Source organism: Caulobacter sp. FV2ps19, from assembly GCF_058681035.1.
This window is the reverse complement of record NZ_CM178729.1, coordinates 273,672-289,871: the sequence shown is the minus strand read 5'-3', so window position 1 is coordinate 289,871 and position 16,200 is coordinate 273,672. Positions and strand designations below refer to the sequence as shown.

Sequence of the window (16,200 nt, the reverse complement as noted above, 5' to 3'; positions counted from 1 at the left end):
GGCGTCCGCCTGCAAGGGGGCGGCGTCATTCCGGCTCGAACATCAGGCGCAGCACGCTCAGGACCTGATCCAGCGTTGTGTCGTCCAGTCGGCCCAGCCGTTTGATGAGACGACTTCGCGCCACGGATCTGATCTGATCGGGCAAGACCCGCCCCACCTTTTCCTGAAAGACGACTTCGACACGAAAGCGCGCTTTCGCGTCGCCTGAACTCATCGGCGCGACGATGAAGATGTCGTGGTGGCTCAAGCGGTCTGGCGAGACGACTACGCACGGGCGGGTCTTGCGGATCTCGCTGCCCTCGGTGGGATCCAGGCGGGTCAGCCAGACCTCGCCGCGCTTCACCATTCCCAGTCCTTATCGGCCTGGCTGCTGAGGGGCGCCTCCAGCCACTCGCGGTCTTCCTCGGTCAGGCCAAGGGCGCCCAGGCGCTTTGAGTCTTCTTCCCAGCCTTCTCGCGGATCCCTCGTGACAGGGGAAAGAAACACGCGGCCGTCTTCCGACACGAAGTCGATGCGGTCGCCCAGCTTGGCGCCGAGCGTCTCGAGCACCGGCTTGGGCAGGATGACGCCCGCCGAATTGCCGATTTTGCGAATGGCCGAGGACATGACGGACTCCGTTCTAACGGAGTAATAACATCGTCAGGCCCTTACTTCCAGATCGGCTTGCCGTCTCCCGGCAGGCCCAGCCGGCCCCACATGGCGCTGACCTTGTCGATCACGCCCTGGTCCATGCGGATCTCCTGGCCCCATTCGCGATGGGTTTCGGGCGGCAGCTTGTCGGTGGCGTCCAGGCCGATCTTGGAGCCCAGGCCGCTCTCGGGGCTGGCGAAGTCGAGATAGTCGATCGGCGTGTGCTCGATCACCGTGATGTCCCGCGCCGGGTCCATCTTGGTGGAGATCGCCCACATCACGTCCTTCCAGTCGCGGGCGTTGATGTCGTGGTCCACGACGATCACCCACTTGGTGTACATGAACTGGCGCAGATAGCTCCAGACGCCCAGCATCACGCGCTTGGCGTGGCCCGGATAGGCCTTCTTCATCGAGACCACGGCGATGCGATAGCTGCAGCCCTCGGGCGGCAGCCAGAAGTCGACGATCTCGGGAAACTGCTGGCGTAGCAGCGGGATGAACACCTCGTTGAGCGCCTCGCCCAGCACCGAGGGCTCATCCGGCGGCCGGCCGGTGAAGGTGGTCAGATAGATAGGGGCCCGCCGCATGGTGATCGCGGTCACCTGGAAGATCGGGAACTTCTCGACGCTGTTATAATAGCCGGTGTGGTCGCCATAGGGCCCCTCGTCGGCATAGTCGTCGAGCAGGACGTGGCCCTCCAGCACGATCTCGGCATGGGCCGGGACCATCAAGGGCACGGTCTTGGCGGCCACGAGGTCGACCTTGGCCCCGCGCAGCAGACCGGCGAACTGGTATTCGCTGAGCGTGTCGGGCACCGGCGTCACCGCCGCCAGGATGGTGCCGGGATCGGCGCCCAGCACGGCGCAGGCGGGCAGGGGCTCGCGCTTGCCGGCCTGCTTGTGGCGGGCATAGTGCTGGGCCCCGCCGCGATGGGCCAGCCAGCGCATGATGCAGCGGTCCTTGCCGATCACCTGCATGCGATAGATGCCCAGGTTGAAATCGTCCTCGCGGTCCTTGCCGGGCCCCTTGGTGACCACCAGCGGCCAGGTGATCAGCGGGGCGGGCTCGCCGGGCCAGCAGGTCTGGACGGGCAGTTTGCTGAGATCGATTTGTTCGCCGGTCAGCACCACCTCCTGCACGGGGGCCTTCTTCACCGTGCCGGGGCGCATGGCCATCACGGTCTTGGCCAGGGGCAGCATGTCCAGGGCGTCTTTCAGACCCTTGGGCGGCGCGGGCTGACGCAGGAAAGCCAGAAGCTCGCCCACCTCGCGCAGTTCGCCGGCGGTGGTGCGCGGCTCGCCGCCCAGGGTGACGCCCATGGCCACCCGCTTGACGGTGCCAAACAGGTTGGCCAGGGCCGGCATGGACGAGCGTGAGCCATCGGGCAGGATGACGTTTTCGAACAGCACCGCCGGGCCGCCCGTGGCCAGCAGACGGGTCTGGATCTCGGTCATTTCCAGCACGGTGGAGACAGGCTCGGAGACGCGGACCAGCTCGCCTTGGGCCTCAAGGACGTCGATGAATTCGCGCAAGGACCGATAGGCCATCAGAGTCTCCGGATCGTTTCGGTCTAGCTACGTCGATAGGGTGCGGCGGATCAGTCCGAAACGGCCAGATCGTCGGCATGGATCACCGGGCCCCCGATGTAGCCCAGTTCGGCCTCGATGGCGTCCGAACGCAGACCCGCGATGCGGTGAGCGTCGGCGCTGTCATAGCGGATCAGGCCCCGGGCCACCTCGCGGCCGGTTTCGTCGCGCACGCGTACGGCGTCGCCCTTCTCGAACGGCCCCTCCACGGCGCGGACCCCGGCGGCCAGCAGGCTCTTGCCCTTGGCCAGGGCCGCGGCGGCGCCGGCGTCGATCGACACCCAGCCCTGCGGCGCCAGGCTGCCGGCGATCCAGGCCTTGTAGGCGGCGGCGGGGCTGGCCCCGGTTTCGATGAGGGTCGCCTTGGCGCCCTCTTCCAGGGCTTTCAGCGGATGGGGCCGCGAGCCCAGGCTGATCAGGGTGGCGCAGCCGGCGGCGCGGGCGATGCGGGCGGCGGCGATCTTGGTGGCCATGCCGCCGGTCCCGACCCCCGAGGCGGCGTTGGCGCCCCCGGCCATGGCCTCGATGCGCGGGGTGATCTCCGAGATCACCGCCAGATGCTCGGCTTTGGGGTCCTGACGCGGATCTGCCGTGTAGAGGCCGTCGATGTCCGACAGCAGCACCAGCAGGTCGGCGCCGGCCAGCTGGGCCACGCGGGCGGCCAGCCGGTCATTGTCGCCGTAGCGGATTTCCTCGGTGACGACGGTGTCGTTCTCATTGACCACCGGCACGACGCCCAGGCCCAGCAGGGTCTCGACCGTGGCGCGGGCGTTCAGCCAGCGACGGCGGGTTTCGGTGTCGTCGCGGGTCATCAGGATCTGGGCGACCCCGACCTCGTGCGGTTCGAACGCCTCTTCCCAGGCCCGCATCAGCAGCGATTGGCCGGCCGCCGCGGCGGCCTGTTTCTCGGGCAGGGTGAGGGACTTGCGGCCGGTCAGGCCCAGGCGACGGCGGCCCAGCGCCACGGCGCCGGACGAGACCACCACCACCTGCTGGCCCCTGGCCCGCAGAGCGGCGGCGTCATCGCAGAAGGCCTTCAGCCAGGTCTTGTTGGCCGCGCCGGTGTTGGCGTCGACCAGCAGGGCCGAACCGACCTTGAAGACGATCCGCCTGGCGCTGAGCAGGATGCCGCCGGGGCCTTGCCCGGCCGAAGCCTGGGTCACGGAGTCCAGCCCCCGGGGGTCTCCGGGACGTGATCCTCTTCCTCGTCGATCTCCTCGATCTCGTCGCCCCGGCGGATGCGCACCTGGCGATAGGCGGCGCGCAACATCTCCTTGACCCCCTGACCCGAGACGCCCGAGACGAGGCGCGGCCTGACGCCGGCGACGGCCTCCAGTTCAGCGACCTTTTGCGCGATCGTGTCGGGATCCAGAGCGTCGACCTTGTTGAGGGCCAGGATCTCGGACTTGTCGCCCAGATCGTCGCCGTAGGCCTCGAGCTCGCCGCGGATCGTGGTCCAGGCCCCGGCGATGTCGTCCTGGGTGGCGTCGACCAGATGGATCAGCACCGCCGAGCGCTCGACATGGCCCAGGAAGCGGGTGCCAAGACCCGCGCCTTCCGACGCGCCCTCGATCAGGCCGGGAATGTCGGCCAGCACGAACCGCTCGCTGGTCGACAGGTCGACCACGCCCAGATTGGGCGTCAGGGTGGTGAACGGATAGTCGGCGATCTTGGGCTTGGCGGCCGTGGCGGCGGCCAGGAAGGTGGACTTGCCGGCATTGGGCAGACCCACCAGGCCGACGTCGGCGATCAGTTTCAGGCGCAGCCATAGCCAGCGCTCTTCGCCTTCCTGGCCAGGATTGGCGTATTTGGGCGCCTGGTTGACCGGGCCCTTGAAGTGCAGGTTGCCCCAGCCGCCGTTGCCGCCCTTGCACAGGCGCACGATCATGCCCGCCGTATCGAGGTCGGCGATCAGGGTTTCCTTGTCCTCTTCCAGCACCTGGGTGCCGACGGGGACTTTCAGGGTGATGTCGCCGCCGGCCGCGCCATGGCGGCCGCGGCCCATGCCGTGGATCCCGGTCTCGGCCTTGAAGTGCTGTTGATAGCGGTAGTCGATCAGGGTGTTGAGGCCGTCAACGGCCTCAATCCAGATGTCGCCGCCACGGCCGCCGTCGCCCCCGTCAGGGCCGCCGTATTCAATGTACTTCTCGCGTCGGAACGAGACCGCGCCGCCGCCGCCGTTGCCGGAGCGGACGAAGATCTTGCACTGGTCCAAAAATTTCATGGAGGTCTTTTGTCGTAAGGCGCTTGCCACGTCGAGCCGAAATGGCGTGCGGCTGATTCTCCTGCGCTTTCAATGAACGAGGTTCAAGGCGTGACGAAATGTTAAAACCTGCTGTGCGACAAAGTAGCTTGCAGCGAAACCGTCGTTTTTATCGCGACGGAAGGGGAGGCTGGCTTTGACCACGGCACAAGACAGCGGGATGGAACTGGCGCAAGATCTTAAGGATCTGACGCTCCAGACCCTGTGTCGTAAATACGCCAGCGAAGCCTCGGTTCATCGCAATATCCTGATGAGCCGCGGTACGGGCGTTACCGGCACGTGGCGCGATTTCCGCGCCTTCCTCACCGATATTGGTCAAAAGCCCAGCCCCGAACATGGCCTGGTCCTGATCAATCGCAATGAACGCACCTATGGCCCGGGTCGGGCGCGCTGGATGACGCCGGAAGAAGAGGCGATCCACGAAGCTGAATTCGACCGCATCCAGGCCGAGAAGAAGCGCGAGGAGCAGCTGCTGCTGCACCAATCGGCCGCGATGAAGCGGGCCCAGGATCCCAAGGCGGCCTCGTTTGGCCAGTGGACGCCGATGGCGGGCCAGCAGGTGGCCTACAGCGACGTCGCCAAGAAGCTCAACATTCCCATTACGGCGCTGTCCAAGACCATGGCCGACGGCCGCTCGGCCGACGAACTGGTCAAACGCGCGGCCGGCGCGAGCGACCTGATCAATCAGGACGCCTCCTGGCTGCCGCCCGATCCCAAGCGCAAGGCCGGCTTCTTTGAGGCCTACCGCATCTGGCACATGCAGGTGCAGCCGCAATTCGGTCGCGCCGCGACCCCGACCTTCCTGTTCCTCTACATCGCCCTGCCGGTGATGAAGCAGTGCCGGGACGAACTGGTCGACCTGAATCTGTGGAACCCCTTGGGCCAGAGGGCCATGAACGCGCGCGACTCTCACGCGTCGTGGAAGAAGTATTGCGAGTTCATGCCGCGGGCCCAGGTGGCGATGATGGAGATCCCCATCTACGCCACCTATTCGCTGCTGTCGGACCTGGACGCCCTGTGCGAGCGCATCGTGACCGCCGAAAAGCGTTTCCGTGAAGGCGCGCAGAAGGTCATCGCCACCCACCGCGCGGCCTAGAGCCTTTTAGCCTCACATGGAATCATGTGAGGCGTCTAAAAGGGCTCTAAATCAAACATTTAGAGCGTGATAGCCGCCGAAACCGCGTACACTTTCGGCTATCACGCTCTAGGGTCCGCCCTCAGGCCAGCCAGATCATCATCCGCGTCGCCGTCGGTTCGCCGCGCGCGACGGACGGCTTCATCTCGACGACACCGGTATAGAGAAAGCCGGCCTTGATCAGCACCTGGCCCGAGGCGGGGTTGTCGGCGAAATGCCCGGCGACCACCAGTTTGCGCCGCCAGTCGCGGTGCGCCCAGTCCAGCGCGCCTCTGACCGCCTCGGTGGCCAGGCCCCGGCCCCAGAACGGCTTGCCGATCCAGTAGCCGATCTCGAGAGGGCCGGCGGGCGGGGTGAACAGGCCCAGCACGCCGATGACGCCCTGATCCTCAAGCTCGATGGCGAAGGTGTTGTCGCGCCGGCGGTCCTGAGCCTGGCAACGCCCCACGAAATCCTCAGCATCTGACAGGCCATAGGGCCACGGCATGCGGGTGGTCATGCGCGAGATGTCGCGATCGCCGCCCAGTGTCGCGAGGGTGGGGACATCGGCCATGGCCGGCGCGCGCAGAACGATCCGCCGCGTTTCAATGATGGGACTACTGTCGATGACGCACATCGCACGCCTCCCGGTTTCTCGGTCCCTCTTTGCGCGTGGACCGTGACGCCGCCATGGCGATCCTGTTGCAGGGCGGCGTTGGACAAAACAAAAGCGGGGAGTCCGGCGTTCCGGACTCCCCGCTTCGGTTCGTCTGTCCGGATCGTCTTCTCGGCTGAGAAGCACGACCCGAAAAAGTCGAGTCGTACTACTCGGCGGCTTGCGCCTTGGGCGCTACCGTCACGTAGGTGCGATTTTGCTTCTTGGTCACGAACTTCACCGCGCCTTCGACCAGGGCGAAGAGGGTGTGGTCCTTGCCGATGCCGACGCCTGCGCCGGGCCAGAACTTCGTGCCGCGTTGACGGATGATGATGTTGCCGGCGAGGACCTTCTCGCCGCCGAACTTCTTCACGCCAAGGCGGCGGCCGTCGGAGTCGCGACCGTTGCTGGACGAGCCGCCTGATTTCTTGTGAGCCATCTTGCTCTCCTGATCCTAGAGGCGCAGCCGCTTAGGCTTCGCCGTCTTCCTTGGCGGCGGCCTTCTTAGGCGCTGCCTTTTTCTTGGGGGCGGCTTCGGTGGTCGCTTCAGCGGCGGCGGCCTTGGGGGCCTTGGCGGCCTTCACGGTCGGCTCAGCAGCCTTGGCGGTCGGGATCGACGCGACGTTCGAGACTGCGGCGTCGCCGAGGCCGCGAGCGCGGGCGTTGAGGATGAGCTTCGGGGTCAGATCGACCACGCCGTCCCACTTGGTTTCCTTGCCGGCGCCGGCCACCGACGTCACGCGCAGGACCGTTTCGGTCTGGCGGTGACCGCGGGTGCGGCGATAGCCCTGACGGCGGATCTTCTTGAAGATCTTCACCTTCTCACCCTTGCGGGTTTCGATCAGGGTGGCGTTGACGACAGCGCCGTCCACCATGGGGGCGCCGACCGTCACGGCCTCGCCTTCACCAAGCATCAGGACTTCGCCAAAAGCGACAGTCGCGCCGGGTTCACCGTCGAGCTTTTCGACAACCAGCAGGTCGCCGGCTTGGACCCGGTACTGCTTGCCGCCGGTTTTGATCACCGCGTACATAGGTTAGCGCCTTAAGAAACGTGCGTTCGCAAAATAGGGAACGCCCGCAAGGAAACCCGGCGGGCGAGGGGGCGGACTTATACAGCCGACCGACCTTGAGTCAACGGTCTCGAACAGATTCCCGGCCATGAAACGCCTGAGGGGAAACCTCAGCCTGGCCGGAAACGGTTTTCGGCTGGAACGTTACAATATAACAGTATATAGGCCTCGGCGTGAACTCGACCTTCTTCGCCTCCATCGCCGCGACCGGTTTCGCCGTCGCCTTCCTGCATGCGGCCCTGCCCACGCATTGGCTTCCGTTCGTGCTGGTGGGCCGCGCGCAGAAATGGTCGACGGGCCGAACCCTGGGCGTGACCCTGATGGCGGGCCTTGGCCATGTGGGCCTGACCATGCTGCTGGGCCTGGCCCTGGTCGTCGCCGGCTTGGCGCTGGAACCCCGGCTGGGCGGTGTGTTTCACTGGGTCATCGGCGGACTGATGGGCGCGGCGGGACTCTTCTATGTGCTGCGGAGCCGTCACACCCACGCCCTGCCGGCTGCGGGGCGGCGGACCTATGGATCCGACCGGGCGGCCGTCATCGCCCTGGTGACCTTGCTGACCCTGTCGCCCTGCGAGGCGTTCCTGCCCTATTATCTGGCCGGTATGGAGCATGGCTGGCGGGCGTTCCTGCTGCTGAGCCTGGTGCTGATGGCGGCGACCTCGGCGGGCATGCTTCTTTTTACGGGCCTCAGCCTGGCCGGTTTCCGGCGATTGGACCTGCAATGGGTCGAACGCTACGAAGAAACCATCCTGGGTGTGGCCCTGATTCTGGTCGGGCTGGCCGTCGCCTTCTTCAAGACCTGAAGCCCGACACGCGGCGAGGCTTTCGCCGGGCCGCTACAGCCCCTAAATAGCGCCCATGACCCAGACCCCCGCTCCCACTGGCAAGATCCCCGTCACCGTGCTGACCGGCTATCTCGGCGCCGGCAAGACAACCCTGCTCAATCGCATCCTCACCGAGAAGCATGGCAAGCGTTACGCCGTGATCGTCAACGAGTTCGGCGAGGTCGGCATCGACAACGATCTGGTGGTCGGGGCCGACGAAGAAGTCTTCGAGATGAACAATGGCTGCGTCTGCTGCACGGTGCGCGGCGACCTGATCCGGGTGTTGTCGGGCCTGATGAAGCGCAAGGGTGGCTTCGACGCCATCATCGTCGAGACCACGGGCCTGGCCGATCCGGGCCCGGTGGCCCAGACCTTCTTCGTCGACGAGGACGTCAAGGCCCGCACCCAGCTGGATTCGGTCACCGCCGTGGTCGACGCCAAGCACATCCTGCTGCGCCTTTCCGACAGCAAGGAAGCCGTCGAGCAGATCGCCTTCGCCGACCAGATCGTGCTCAACAAGACCGACCTGGTTTCGGAAGACGACCTGCGCCACGTCGAGGCCCGCATTCGCCGCATCAATCCCTTGGCTCCGATCCATCGCGCCCAGCGCTCGAACGTGCCTCTGGACGCCATCCTGGGTCGCCACAGCTTCGACCTGGAGCGGATTACCGATCTGGAGCCGGACTTCCTCAATCCGGCCCATGGCGAGGCCGGGCATGTGCATGATGAGCACTGCGGCCATGACCATCATGATCATGGGCATGACCACGCGCATGACCACGGCCACGTGCACGACGAGCACTGCGGCCACGATCACCACGGCCATGACCACGGCCACGCCAGCGCCATCCATGATGACGGCGTCAAGGGGATCTCCCTGACCCTGGACCGCCCGGTCGACGGTCAGAAGATCACCGTCTGGCTCAATGACCTGCTGGCCCGCCGTGGCCCCGACATCCTGCGCGCCAAGGGCATCATCGACGTCAAGGGCGAGGAGCGGCGTCTGGTCTTCCAGGCTGTTCACATGATCCTGGAAGGCGATTTCCAGCGGCCCTGGACCGACAAGGACAACCGCTACAGCCGCATGGTGTTCATCGGCCGCGACCTGGACGAGGCAGAACTGAAAGCCGGCTTCGAGGCCTGCGCGGCCTAGGTCGATCTGGGGCGCCGCGCCTGGCGCGGTTGAGATCGGGTGTCACTTGATCTCGACCCGCCGCAGGCCTCAGGCTGAAATCTGAGTCGCCAGATCGTCGGTCTTCGACTCCAGGCCCGCCAGGATCTGGGCCATCAGCCGCGAGCTCAGGGCGTCTGAGAGGGTCAGGCTGCTGAAGTCCGCCTGCGCAGCGGAGCGATAGGCGGCGATTTCGCGATCAAGGAACTTGTAGGTCCCCTCACCGCCGGATGTGCGCTCGGCCAGATCGGCCTTGGCCTGGTCGCGGATCTTCTGCTTTTCCGCGTCGGAGTAGACGGGCGGGGGCGTCCAGGTCTTGTCGGGGGAATTGGCGCTCGCTTCCTGCCAGCTGTTTTGAACCTCTTGGGGGAGTTCATCGAAGAAGGCTGGCACGAGAGGTAGGGCCACCATCCGTCCGGCACGGACCTCGTCGGCGCCGGTCAACCCATCTCCGTCAGCATCGACGACCATGAAGACCGGGCCTGATATCGTCCCGGAATCCAGGTTTGAGGCGCGGCGCAAGGCTCCTTCGGCCTTCCATTCGGTGTCCGAGAGCTTTCCGTCGCCGTTGACATCCGCGCGAGCGAAAAGGTCGGCGATGTCCTGGGTCTCTTGCTCCGAGCGCCCTCCGGCCAGAAGGGTCTGCGAGACCTTGCTGTCGGCATGCATGTTTTGCGTGGTGGCTGCCGTCTGAGTCTGGACCAGCGCCGAGAGCGTGTCGCTCGAGAAGGCGACCGACGACCCGGTCATTTCTGCCCGCCCGATTTTTCCGTCGCTGTCGCCGTCGAGCGTCTTGAACATCGCGGCGTAGTCTTGGCCGTCGCCTCCCGTAGCCTTCAGCTCGTCCATTGAAATGGCGTCGCTTTTATCGACGTCCAGATGGTCGAACAGGCGTTGATAGAGCTGTTGGGTCAGGCCGTTGCTGGCGATCGACGTCATCTGGAACACCCTCAGGTCACTGTTTTCAACTTGACCGTGCAACCTGCGTGCCACGACCTTGATGAACCCTGGATCGGCGGGGGTGCGATTGACGTCCAGGTCGACTGGGTCTGGCCCTCAGCGGCCCTGAAGCACGTCGACGATCGCCCAGAAGGTGTCCTTGGGCCGCGCCTGATCGTCGAACAGCAGCGGCGCGTCGGTGTGGTCCTTGACCCAGGTGGCGGTGCGCAACCACGAATCCTTGTCGCGCACGCCCCAGACCGTGAAGGCGTATTGCTGCTTTTCGGGCAGGGCGACGAACGCCTCCATCGCCTCGCGATAGAGGCGGTTCTGGGCCTTCAGCCGCTCAGGCCGTGACACGAGGCTGGGCTTGTCGCTTTGCAGGGAACAGTCGAACTCCGACAGGTGGACCGGCAGGCCCAGACTGGCCACATCGCGCAGGGCGGCGGTGATCTGGCCGGGCGGCAGCTCGAAGTTCACATGATTTTGCGTGCCGACGCCATCGATGGGCACGCCGCGCTTCAGCATCGACTCGACGAAGTTGAGAAACTTGGCCCGCTTCTTCGGATTGCTCTCCAGGCCGTAGTCGTTGACGAACAGCAGGGCGTGCGGATCGGCCTCCCGGGCGGCTTCGTGGGCGCGGATGAAGTGGCCTTCAAGGCCCAGATTGCGGGTCCAGATCGATTCCCGCAGGGTCTCGCCATCGTCATTGATCGGCTCGTTGACCACGTCCCAGGCGCGGGCCCGCCCGGCATAGCGACCGGCGACAGCCTGGATATAGCGCACATAGGCGGCCTCGAACGCGCGAGGATTGCCTTCCAGCTTCTGGAAGGCGGCCGGATTGTCGATGTACCAGATCAGGGTGTGGGCGTGCAGAGCCTGCTGATTGGCCGCGCAGAACGCCGCGATGCGGTCGCCGCCTTCGAAGCGCAGGCGTCCGTCCGGCTGAAGGATATATTCCATCTTCAGCTCGTAGCCGGTGGTGATCTGCGAGAATTGCGTGCTGGCGCGTTCGTCGAAGCCGGGACCGAAGTCATCGGTGATGATCTCCGTGCCGATCGGAAAAGGCGCCAGGTCGCGCAGCAACGGAACCGGTCCCTGGCGCGCTGCGGCATTGGCCGGATCGGCCGAGGCCTGAGGCGCGCCCTGGCCACAGGCGGTCAGGGCCAGGGTGGAGGTCAGGACCGATCGCCGGGTCAGGCGGCCGGCGCCAAGGGCCAGATTGCGGTCGTCAGGCATTCGGCGCTCCCGGGTCTTGGCCTGAGGTCGCTCCTGTTCGGAAACGGGACCCTCAAGGCCTTCTGGAGACAAGGCTTCAAGCGCCATGCCGCGCTTGGTGGTTGTGAGCGGCGCAAGCACGAAAAAGCCCCGGAAGCGTCGCTTCCGGGGCTTTTGACGTGTCGGTTCGCCGACGAGGATCCTAGTGGATGTCCTCGTTGATCAGGCCCACCTTGAACCAGCCGGCGGTTTGCAGCTGGTTGAGGACGCCCATGAAGTCGGCATAGGTCACGTCGGCGTCGGCGCGGATCATGACGCGCTGATCGTCCTTCGGGCCGGCTTGACCGGTCGCGGTGAACTTGGCGTCCAGATCCGCTTCGAGACCGTCGAGGCTGGTTTGCTGTTCAGCGATGAACAGGGCGCCCGATTTCTGGATCGAGATGAACACCGGCTCCTTCGGCTTGGGCGCGTCCGGCGGCGGAATCGTCGCGGGCGGAAGGTCAACCTTGATCGCCACGGTCGCCATCGGCACGGCGACCATGAAGATGATCAGCAGAACCAGAAGGATGTCCACGAAGGGCGTGACGTTGATTTCGGAGTTCTGGCCAAGAGAGTAGCGACCACCGCCACCGCCAGAGAGTTTAGCCGCCATAGCCTGACTGTCTCCCAAGGGCCGCGTCAGCCGCGGTCCCGCAATTGTAAGGTCGCCACGTCTGGCTCAGACGGGCTTGGAAGTAAAGCCCGACGACGCGGCGCAATGGCAAGCCCCTTTTTGAGTCTATCTGCCAGAACGTCGTTCGCGCGGCGTGGGGCGCCGGCGCCCTGCGACTAGGCGCCAGAGCCCTGTCGGGGTATGGCGCGGGCATGATTTTCTCTTTCGACGCCTTTGTCACCGCCGCCCTGTTCGACAGCGCCGGCCGCGCGGCCTTCGCCCTGGGCGACGGCACGGTGCGGCTCGAGACCGAGGACGGCTATGTCACGATCGAGGCCCACGGCGGTCCGATGGGGGGCGCCGTGCTGGCCGCCGTCCTGCACCCTTCAGGTCACGGTCTGGTCACCGGCGGCGACGACGGCCGCGTGGTCTGGAGCCGAATCGACAAGGGCGAGGTGGTCGCCACGGTCCTGGCCGAGGTGAAGGGCAAGTGGATCGAGCACGTCGCCGCCAGCCCCGCTTCGGGCCTGATCGCCTTCACCGCCGGCCGCGAGGCCCATGTGATCGACGTCGCCGATTCGGCCTTCAGCCGGGTTTTCGCCCACGAGAAGACCGTCTCGGGCCTGGCCTTCGATCCCAAGGGGCGCCGCCTGGCCACGGCGGCCTATGGCGGGGCGCAGCTGTGGTGGGCCAGGATCGCCGAGCAGAAGCCGCAGGTTCTGAAATGGGCGGGCAGCCATATCGCCGTCGCCTTCAGTCCTGACGGCAAGTTCCTGGTCTCGTCGATGCAGGAAAACCAGCTGCACGGCTGGCGACTGTCGGACGGCAAGGACATGCGGATGGGCGGCTATCCGGCCAAGATCAAGAGCGTGGCCTTCTTCGACAAGGGCAATTTGCTGGTCACCGCCGGCGCCAATGGCGCGGTGGTCTGGCCGTTCGCCGGGGCCAGCGGTCCGATGGGCAAGGAAGCGGCCGAGATCGGCTTCTCCCGCGATTCGATGGTGGTGCGGGTGGCGGGCGTCGAAAACCTGCCGGTCTCGCTGGCCGGCCAGGACGACGGCAAGATCTGGGCGGCGCACATGCGCACCGGCCGCATCGAGACCCTGAAGGCCGAAAAGGGCGCGGCGATCAGCGCCCTGTCGGTCTCGCCCGACGGCCAGCGCCTGGCCTGGGGCGACGAGGACGGCGAGGCCGGCGTGCTGGACATCCCGGATCTGAGCGGACCGCGCACGATCTAGTCTTTAACGGATCACTCGCCCCCTCCGCGCCTTCGGCGCTCCTCCCCCGGAGGGGGGGGCCAGTAGCCTTGGCGCTCCGCCCCTCAGAACCCCTGCAGCTCGCCCCACGCCTCGAACGGTTCGCGCCGCGAGCGCCAGGCGTTCACCGGCGCGGTGTCGTCGCGATAGCCCAGGGCCATGCCTGAAAACAGCATGTGGCCCTCGGGCAGGCCGACATGATCCGCCACGATCTGGTGGTAATGAGCCCAGAACTCCTGGGCGCAGGTGTCCAGGCCGCGTTCGACGGCCAGCAGCATCAAGGTCTGCATGAACATGCCCAGGTCGCTCCATTGCGGCGGCCCGCAGCGGCGGTCGATCGAGAAGAACAGCAGCACCGGCGCCCCGAAGCCGTCGCCGTTGCGGGCGAACTGCATCAGGCGGGCGGGCTTGTCCTCGCGGGGGATGCCCAGGGCGGCATAGAGGTCCTCGCCGACCTGGAAGCGGCGGCTGCGCAGCGGGTCCCACAGATTGGCCGGATAGACGTCATATTCCGGCGTGTCGGGCGCGCCGAGCCGCGTGGCCATGGTCGCTTTCAGCGCGGCCAGCGGCGCCCCGGTCAGGGCCTGGACCCGCCAGGGCTGCAGATTGCCGCCCGACGGGGCGCGGGCCGCGGCCTCCAGCAGGTCGCGCACCACGGCGCCGTCCACGGGATCGGGCCGATAGGCGCGCACCGACAGGCGGCGGTTGACGGCGTCGAGGACTTCCATACGCAGCTCCAAGGCCTTAGGTCATCATGCCCCCGAGACAGGGACGCAAGGTGTCGCTAGCATCCGGCCGCAGCGTCAAGACAAGAGGCGATCGGTGAAGCTGTTACGCAATATCTTCCTGGCCCTGTTCATCGTGCTGGTCGCCGGGCCGGTGCTGGCGGTGATCATGTTCCGTTTCGTGCCGCCGCCGGTGACGCCGCTGATGGTCATCCGCGCCACGGAAGGCAAGGGTCTGGACCATCGCTGGATGTCGATCGACAAGGTCTCGCCGACCCTGCCGCGCGCCCTGATCGCCGCCGAGGACGCCAAGTTCTGCGACCATCACGGCTTTGATTTCAACGCCCTGCAGAAGGCCTACGCCAATAACGAGAAGGGCAGGAAGATCCGGGGCGGCTCGACCATCAGCCAGCAGACCGCCAAGAACATCTTCCTGTGGCCGGGGCGTTCCTATGTCCGCAAGGGTCTGGAAGCCTGGTTCACGGTTCTGATCGAGACCTTCTGGGGCAAGAAGCGGATCATGGAGGTCTATCTGAACTCCATCGAATACGGCCCCGGCATCTATGGCGCCGAGGCCGCCGCGCAACGCTATTTCGGCGTCGGCGCCGACAAGCTGTCGCAAGCCCAGGCCGCCCGACTGGCCGCCATCCTGCCCAGTCCCCTGAAGTGGAAGGTGGTCAAGCCGGGCAAGTATGTCGCCAAGCGGTCGCGCAAGATCGGCGCGGCCTCCGGAACGGTCCGGCGCGAAGGCCTGGCCGCCTGCGTCATCTAGAGGAAGGACGCCATGCCCGTTGCTCCAGGCCCCGTGCTTGAAACCCAGCGCCTGATCCTGCGCCCCACCGCCACCGAGGACCTCGACGGCTGGGCCGAACTGATGGGCGACGCCGAGGCGGCGCGCTTCATCGGGGGCCAGCAGGTCCGCGCCGCCGCCTGGCGCGGCATGGCCTCGATGGCCGGGTCCTGGGTCCTCAAGGGCTTTGGCATGTTCACGGTCCTCGAGAAGGACAGCGGCCGCTGGCTGGGTCGGATCGGACCCTGGCAGCCGGAAGACTGGCCGGGGACCGAGGTCGGCTGGGGCCTGAGCCGCGCCGCCTGGGGCAAGGGCTATGCCGTCGAGGCGGCGACCGCGACGATCGACTGGGCCTTCGACCATCTCGGCTGGGACGAGGTGATCCACTGCATCGATCCGGAAAACACCCCGTCCCAGAAGGTCGCCGAGAAACTGGGCTCCTACAATCGTGGCCGCGGCCAGCTTCCGGCCCCGTTCCAGGATCACGTCATCGACGTCTGGGGGCAGACGGCGGCCGAGTGGCGGGCTAGGCCGCTCTAGTCAGAACCATCCCGCCTCCCTCAGGGCCCTGGCATAGGCGCGGCTGACGGGGGCCTCGAGGCCGCCGCGTAGCGACAGGACGGCCCGGCCATCGCCCCGGCGGGCGGTCTCGACGGCGTCGCGGGCCACCCACCAGGAGCGGTGGGTCTGGGCGCCCTCTATGCCTTCGAGCTCGGCGACGGCGTCCGACAGCCGCATCAGGATCAGGTCCTCGCCCTTGGAGGTGTGGAGGCGCAGATAGTGGTCCTGCGCCTCGACAGCGTGGATCTGCGCCCCGCGCAGACGCGGCGGCAGGCGCTCCAGGAAGCGTGGCGCGGGCGCTCCGGCCGGCGCGGCGTGGGTTTCGGGCGGCTGGCGTTGCACCAGGAAGTTAAGGGCGGTCATCGCCGCCGTGACGATGAACACCGGCGGCAGATAGTAGGGCAGGGCGGCCAGGCGCGGCCGGTCCTGAAACATCAGTTCGCTGACGATCCAGACGACGGTGGTGAAGGGCAGGGTGATGCCCAGGCATACCAGGGTTCCGTAGAGCCACGGCCGCTCGTCGGCGCGTCCGTCGCGGTCGACCAGCAGGCTGACCCCCGCGCCGACCACCGCCCCGGCCAGGCAAAGTCCGACCCAGTAGGCCAGGCGCACGGGCAGGGACGCCGCGCCCATGCCGAACGCGCCCGACAGCGCCAGGAACACGCCGGCCGCGGCCGACACCGCGAAGCCGCGCAGGGTTTCGGGGCTGAGCACGGTCATTCGCGAAGCGTGAACGGCGTGGGCCA

At 66.5% G+C, this 16,200-nt stretch carries 19 protein-coding genes; 6 read left to right on the top strand and 13 right to left on the bottom strand.

The features are described 5' to 3' along the window. Nucleotides 1-25 precede the first annotated feature (25 nt). From ACW18B_RS01285 to obgE, 5 genes are read right to left on the bottom strand one after another with little or no spacing between them, the layout of a single operon-like run. On the bottom strand, nt 26-346 hold the full coding sequence (locus ACW18B_RS01285) for a type II toxin-antitoxin system PemK/MazF family toxin (RefSeq protein WP_492049047.1): 321 nt from the start codon (nt 344-346) through the stop codon (nt 26-28). Further along, the gene (locus ACW18B_RS01280; RefSeq protein ID WP_492049046.1) at nt 340-606 is read right to left on the bottom strand and encodes an AbrB/MazE/SpoVT family DNA-binding domain-containing protein; all 267 of its coding nucleotides are present in this window, start codon (nt 604-606) and stop codon (nt 340-342) included. The genes ACW18B_RS01285 and ACW18B_RS01280 overlap by 7 nt, the downstream gene beginning before the upstream one ends. A 41-nt stretch (nt 607-647) precedes the next feature. After that, nucleotides 648-2,177: a UbiD family decarboxylase gene (locus ACW18B_RS01275; protein WP_492049045.1), complete on the bottom strand. Its 1,530-nt coding sequence runs from the start codon at nt 2,175-2,177 to the stop codon at nt 648-650. A 50-nt stretch (nt 2,178-2,227) separates the two neighbouring features. After that, on the bottom strand, nt 2,228-3,343 hold the full coding sequence (gene proB, locus ACW18B_RS01270) for a glutamate 5-kinase (protein WP_492051833.1): 1,116 nt from the start codon (nt 3,341-3,343) through the stop codon (nt 2,228-2,230). 32 nt (nt 3,344-3,375) lie between these two features. Next, entirely contained in the window at nt 3,376-4,440 is a 1,065-nt protein-coding gene (obgE, locus tag ACW18B_RS01265) for a GTPase ObgE (RefSeq protein ID WP_492049044.1), read from the bottom strand. A gap of 199 nt (nt 4,441-4,639) precedes the next feature. Here obgE and ACW18B_RS01260 point away from each other — a divergent pair, with 199 nt between their 5' ends. Next, nucleotides 4,640-5,575, top strand: coding sequence for a hypothetical protein (locus ACW18B_RS01260; RefSeq protein ID WP_492051831.1), 936 nt, complete (start codon nt 4,640-4,642; stop codon nt 5,573-5,575). A gap of 121 nt (nt 5,576-5,696) precedes the next feature. Here ACW18B_RS01260 and ACW18B_RS01255 read toward each other — a convergent pair whose 3' ends face one another. The 3 genes from ACW18B_RS01255 to rplU form a co-directional block, all read right to left on the bottom strand. Next, complete coding sequence (locus ACW18B_RS01255) at nt 5,697-6,230, bottom strand: GNAT family N-acetyltransferase (protein WP_492049043.1); 534 nt, start codon at nt 6,228-6,230, stop codon at nt 5,697-5,699. A gap of 187 nt (nt 6,231-6,417) precedes the next feature. Beyond that, nucleotides 6,418-6,687, bottom strand: coding sequence for a 50S ribosomal protein L27 (gene rpmA, locus ACW18B_RS01250; protein WP_492049042.1), 270 nt, complete (start codon nt 6,685-6,687; stop codon nt 6,418-6,420). A 31-nt stretch (nt 6,688-6,718) separates the two neighbouring features. Continuing rightward, a complete protein-coding gene (gene rplU, locus ACW18B_RS01245; RefSeq protein ID WP_492049041.1) occupies nt 6,719-7,279 on the bottom strand; it encodes a 50S ribosomal protein L21 in 561 nt (186 codons plus the stop codon). Nucleotides 7,280-7,491: 212 nt separating this feature from the next. Here rplU and ACW18B_RS01240 point away from each other — a divergent pair, with 212 nt between their 5' ends. Both ACW18B_RS01240 and ACW18B_RS01235 read left to right on the top strand, forming a co-directional pair. After that, on the top strand, nt 7,492-8,121 hold the full coding sequence (locus ACW18B_RS01240) for a hypothetical protein (RefSeq protein WP_492049040.1): 630 nt from the start codon (nt 7,492-7,494) through the stop codon (nt 8,119-8,121). A gap of 55 nt (nt 8,122-8,176) precedes the next feature. Beyond that, a complete protein-coding gene (locus ACW18B_RS01235; RefSeq protein ID WP_492049039.1) occupies nt 8,177-9,295 on the top strand; it encodes a CobW family GTP-binding protein in 1,119 nt (372 codons plus the stop codon). A 69-nt stretch (nt 9,296-9,364) separates the two neighbouring features. On the opposite strand, the gene ACW18B_RS01230 is transcribed toward ACW18B_RS01235, so the two are convergent. The 3 genes from ACW18B_RS01230 to ACW18B_RS01220 form a co-directional block, all read right to left on the bottom strand. Further along, nucleotides 9,365-10,252, bottom strand: a complete 888-nt coding sequence (locus tag ACW18B_RS01230) for an EF-hand domain-containing protein (RefSeq protein WP_492049038.1) — start codon at nt 10,250-10,252, stop codon at nt 9,365-9,367. Between the two features lie 117 nt (nt 10,253-10,369). Then, entirely contained in the window at nt 10,370-11,491 is a 1,122-nt protein-coding gene (locus tag ACW18B_RS01225; protein WP_492049037.1) for an endo-1,4-beta-xylanase, read from the bottom strand. A 181-nt stretch (nt 11,492-11,672) separates the two neighbouring features. After that, entirely contained in the window at nt 11,673-12,122 is a 450-nt protein-coding gene (locus tag ACW18B_RS01220) for a biopolymer transporter ExbD (protein WP_492049036.1), read from the bottom strand. 212 nt (nt 12,123-12,334) lie between these two features. Between ACW18B_RS01220 and ACW18B_RS01215 the strand changes: the two genes are divergently transcribed. Continuing rightward, the gene (locus tag ACW18B_RS01215; protein ID WP_492049035.1) at nt 12,335-13,360 is read left to right on the top strand and encodes a WD40 repeat domain-containing protein; all 1,026 of its coding nucleotides are present in this window, start codon (nt 12,335-12,337) and stop codon (nt 13,358-13,360) included. A gap of 83 nt (nt 13,361-13,443) precedes the next feature. Here ACW18B_RS01215 and ACW18B_RS01210 read toward each other — a convergent pair whose 3' ends face one another. Beyond that, nucleotides 13,444-14,106, bottom strand: coding sequence for a nitroreductase (locus ACW18B_RS01210; protein ID WP_492049034.1), 663 nt, complete (start codon nt 14,104-14,106; stop codon nt 13,444-13,446). Nucleotides 14,107-14,200: 94 nt separating this feature from the next. Between ACW18B_RS01210 and mtgA the strand changes: the two genes are divergently transcribed. After that, nucleotides 14,201-14,875, top strand: coding sequence for a monofunctional biosynthetic peptidoglycan transglycosylase (gene mtgA / locus ACW18B_RS01205; protein WP_492049033.1), 675 nt, complete (start codon nt 14,201-14,203; stop codon nt 14,873-14,875). A 12-nt stretch (nt 14,876-14,887) separates the two neighbouring features. Next, nucleotides 14,888-15,433, top strand: coding sequence for a GNAT family N-acetyltransferase (locus ACW18B_RS01200; RefSeq protein ID WP_492049032.1), 546 nt, complete (start codon nt 14,888-14,890; stop codon nt 15,431-15,433). On the opposite strand, the gene ACW18B_RS01195 is transcribed toward ACW18B_RS01200, so the two are convergent. After that, nucleotides 15,434-16,174, bottom strand: coding sequence for a LytTR family DNA-binding domain-containing protein (locus ACW18B_RS01195; protein WP_492051829.1), 741 nt, complete (start codon nt 16,172-16,174; stop codon nt 15,434-15,436). Between the last annotated feature and the right edge of the window lie 26 nt (nt 16,175-16,200).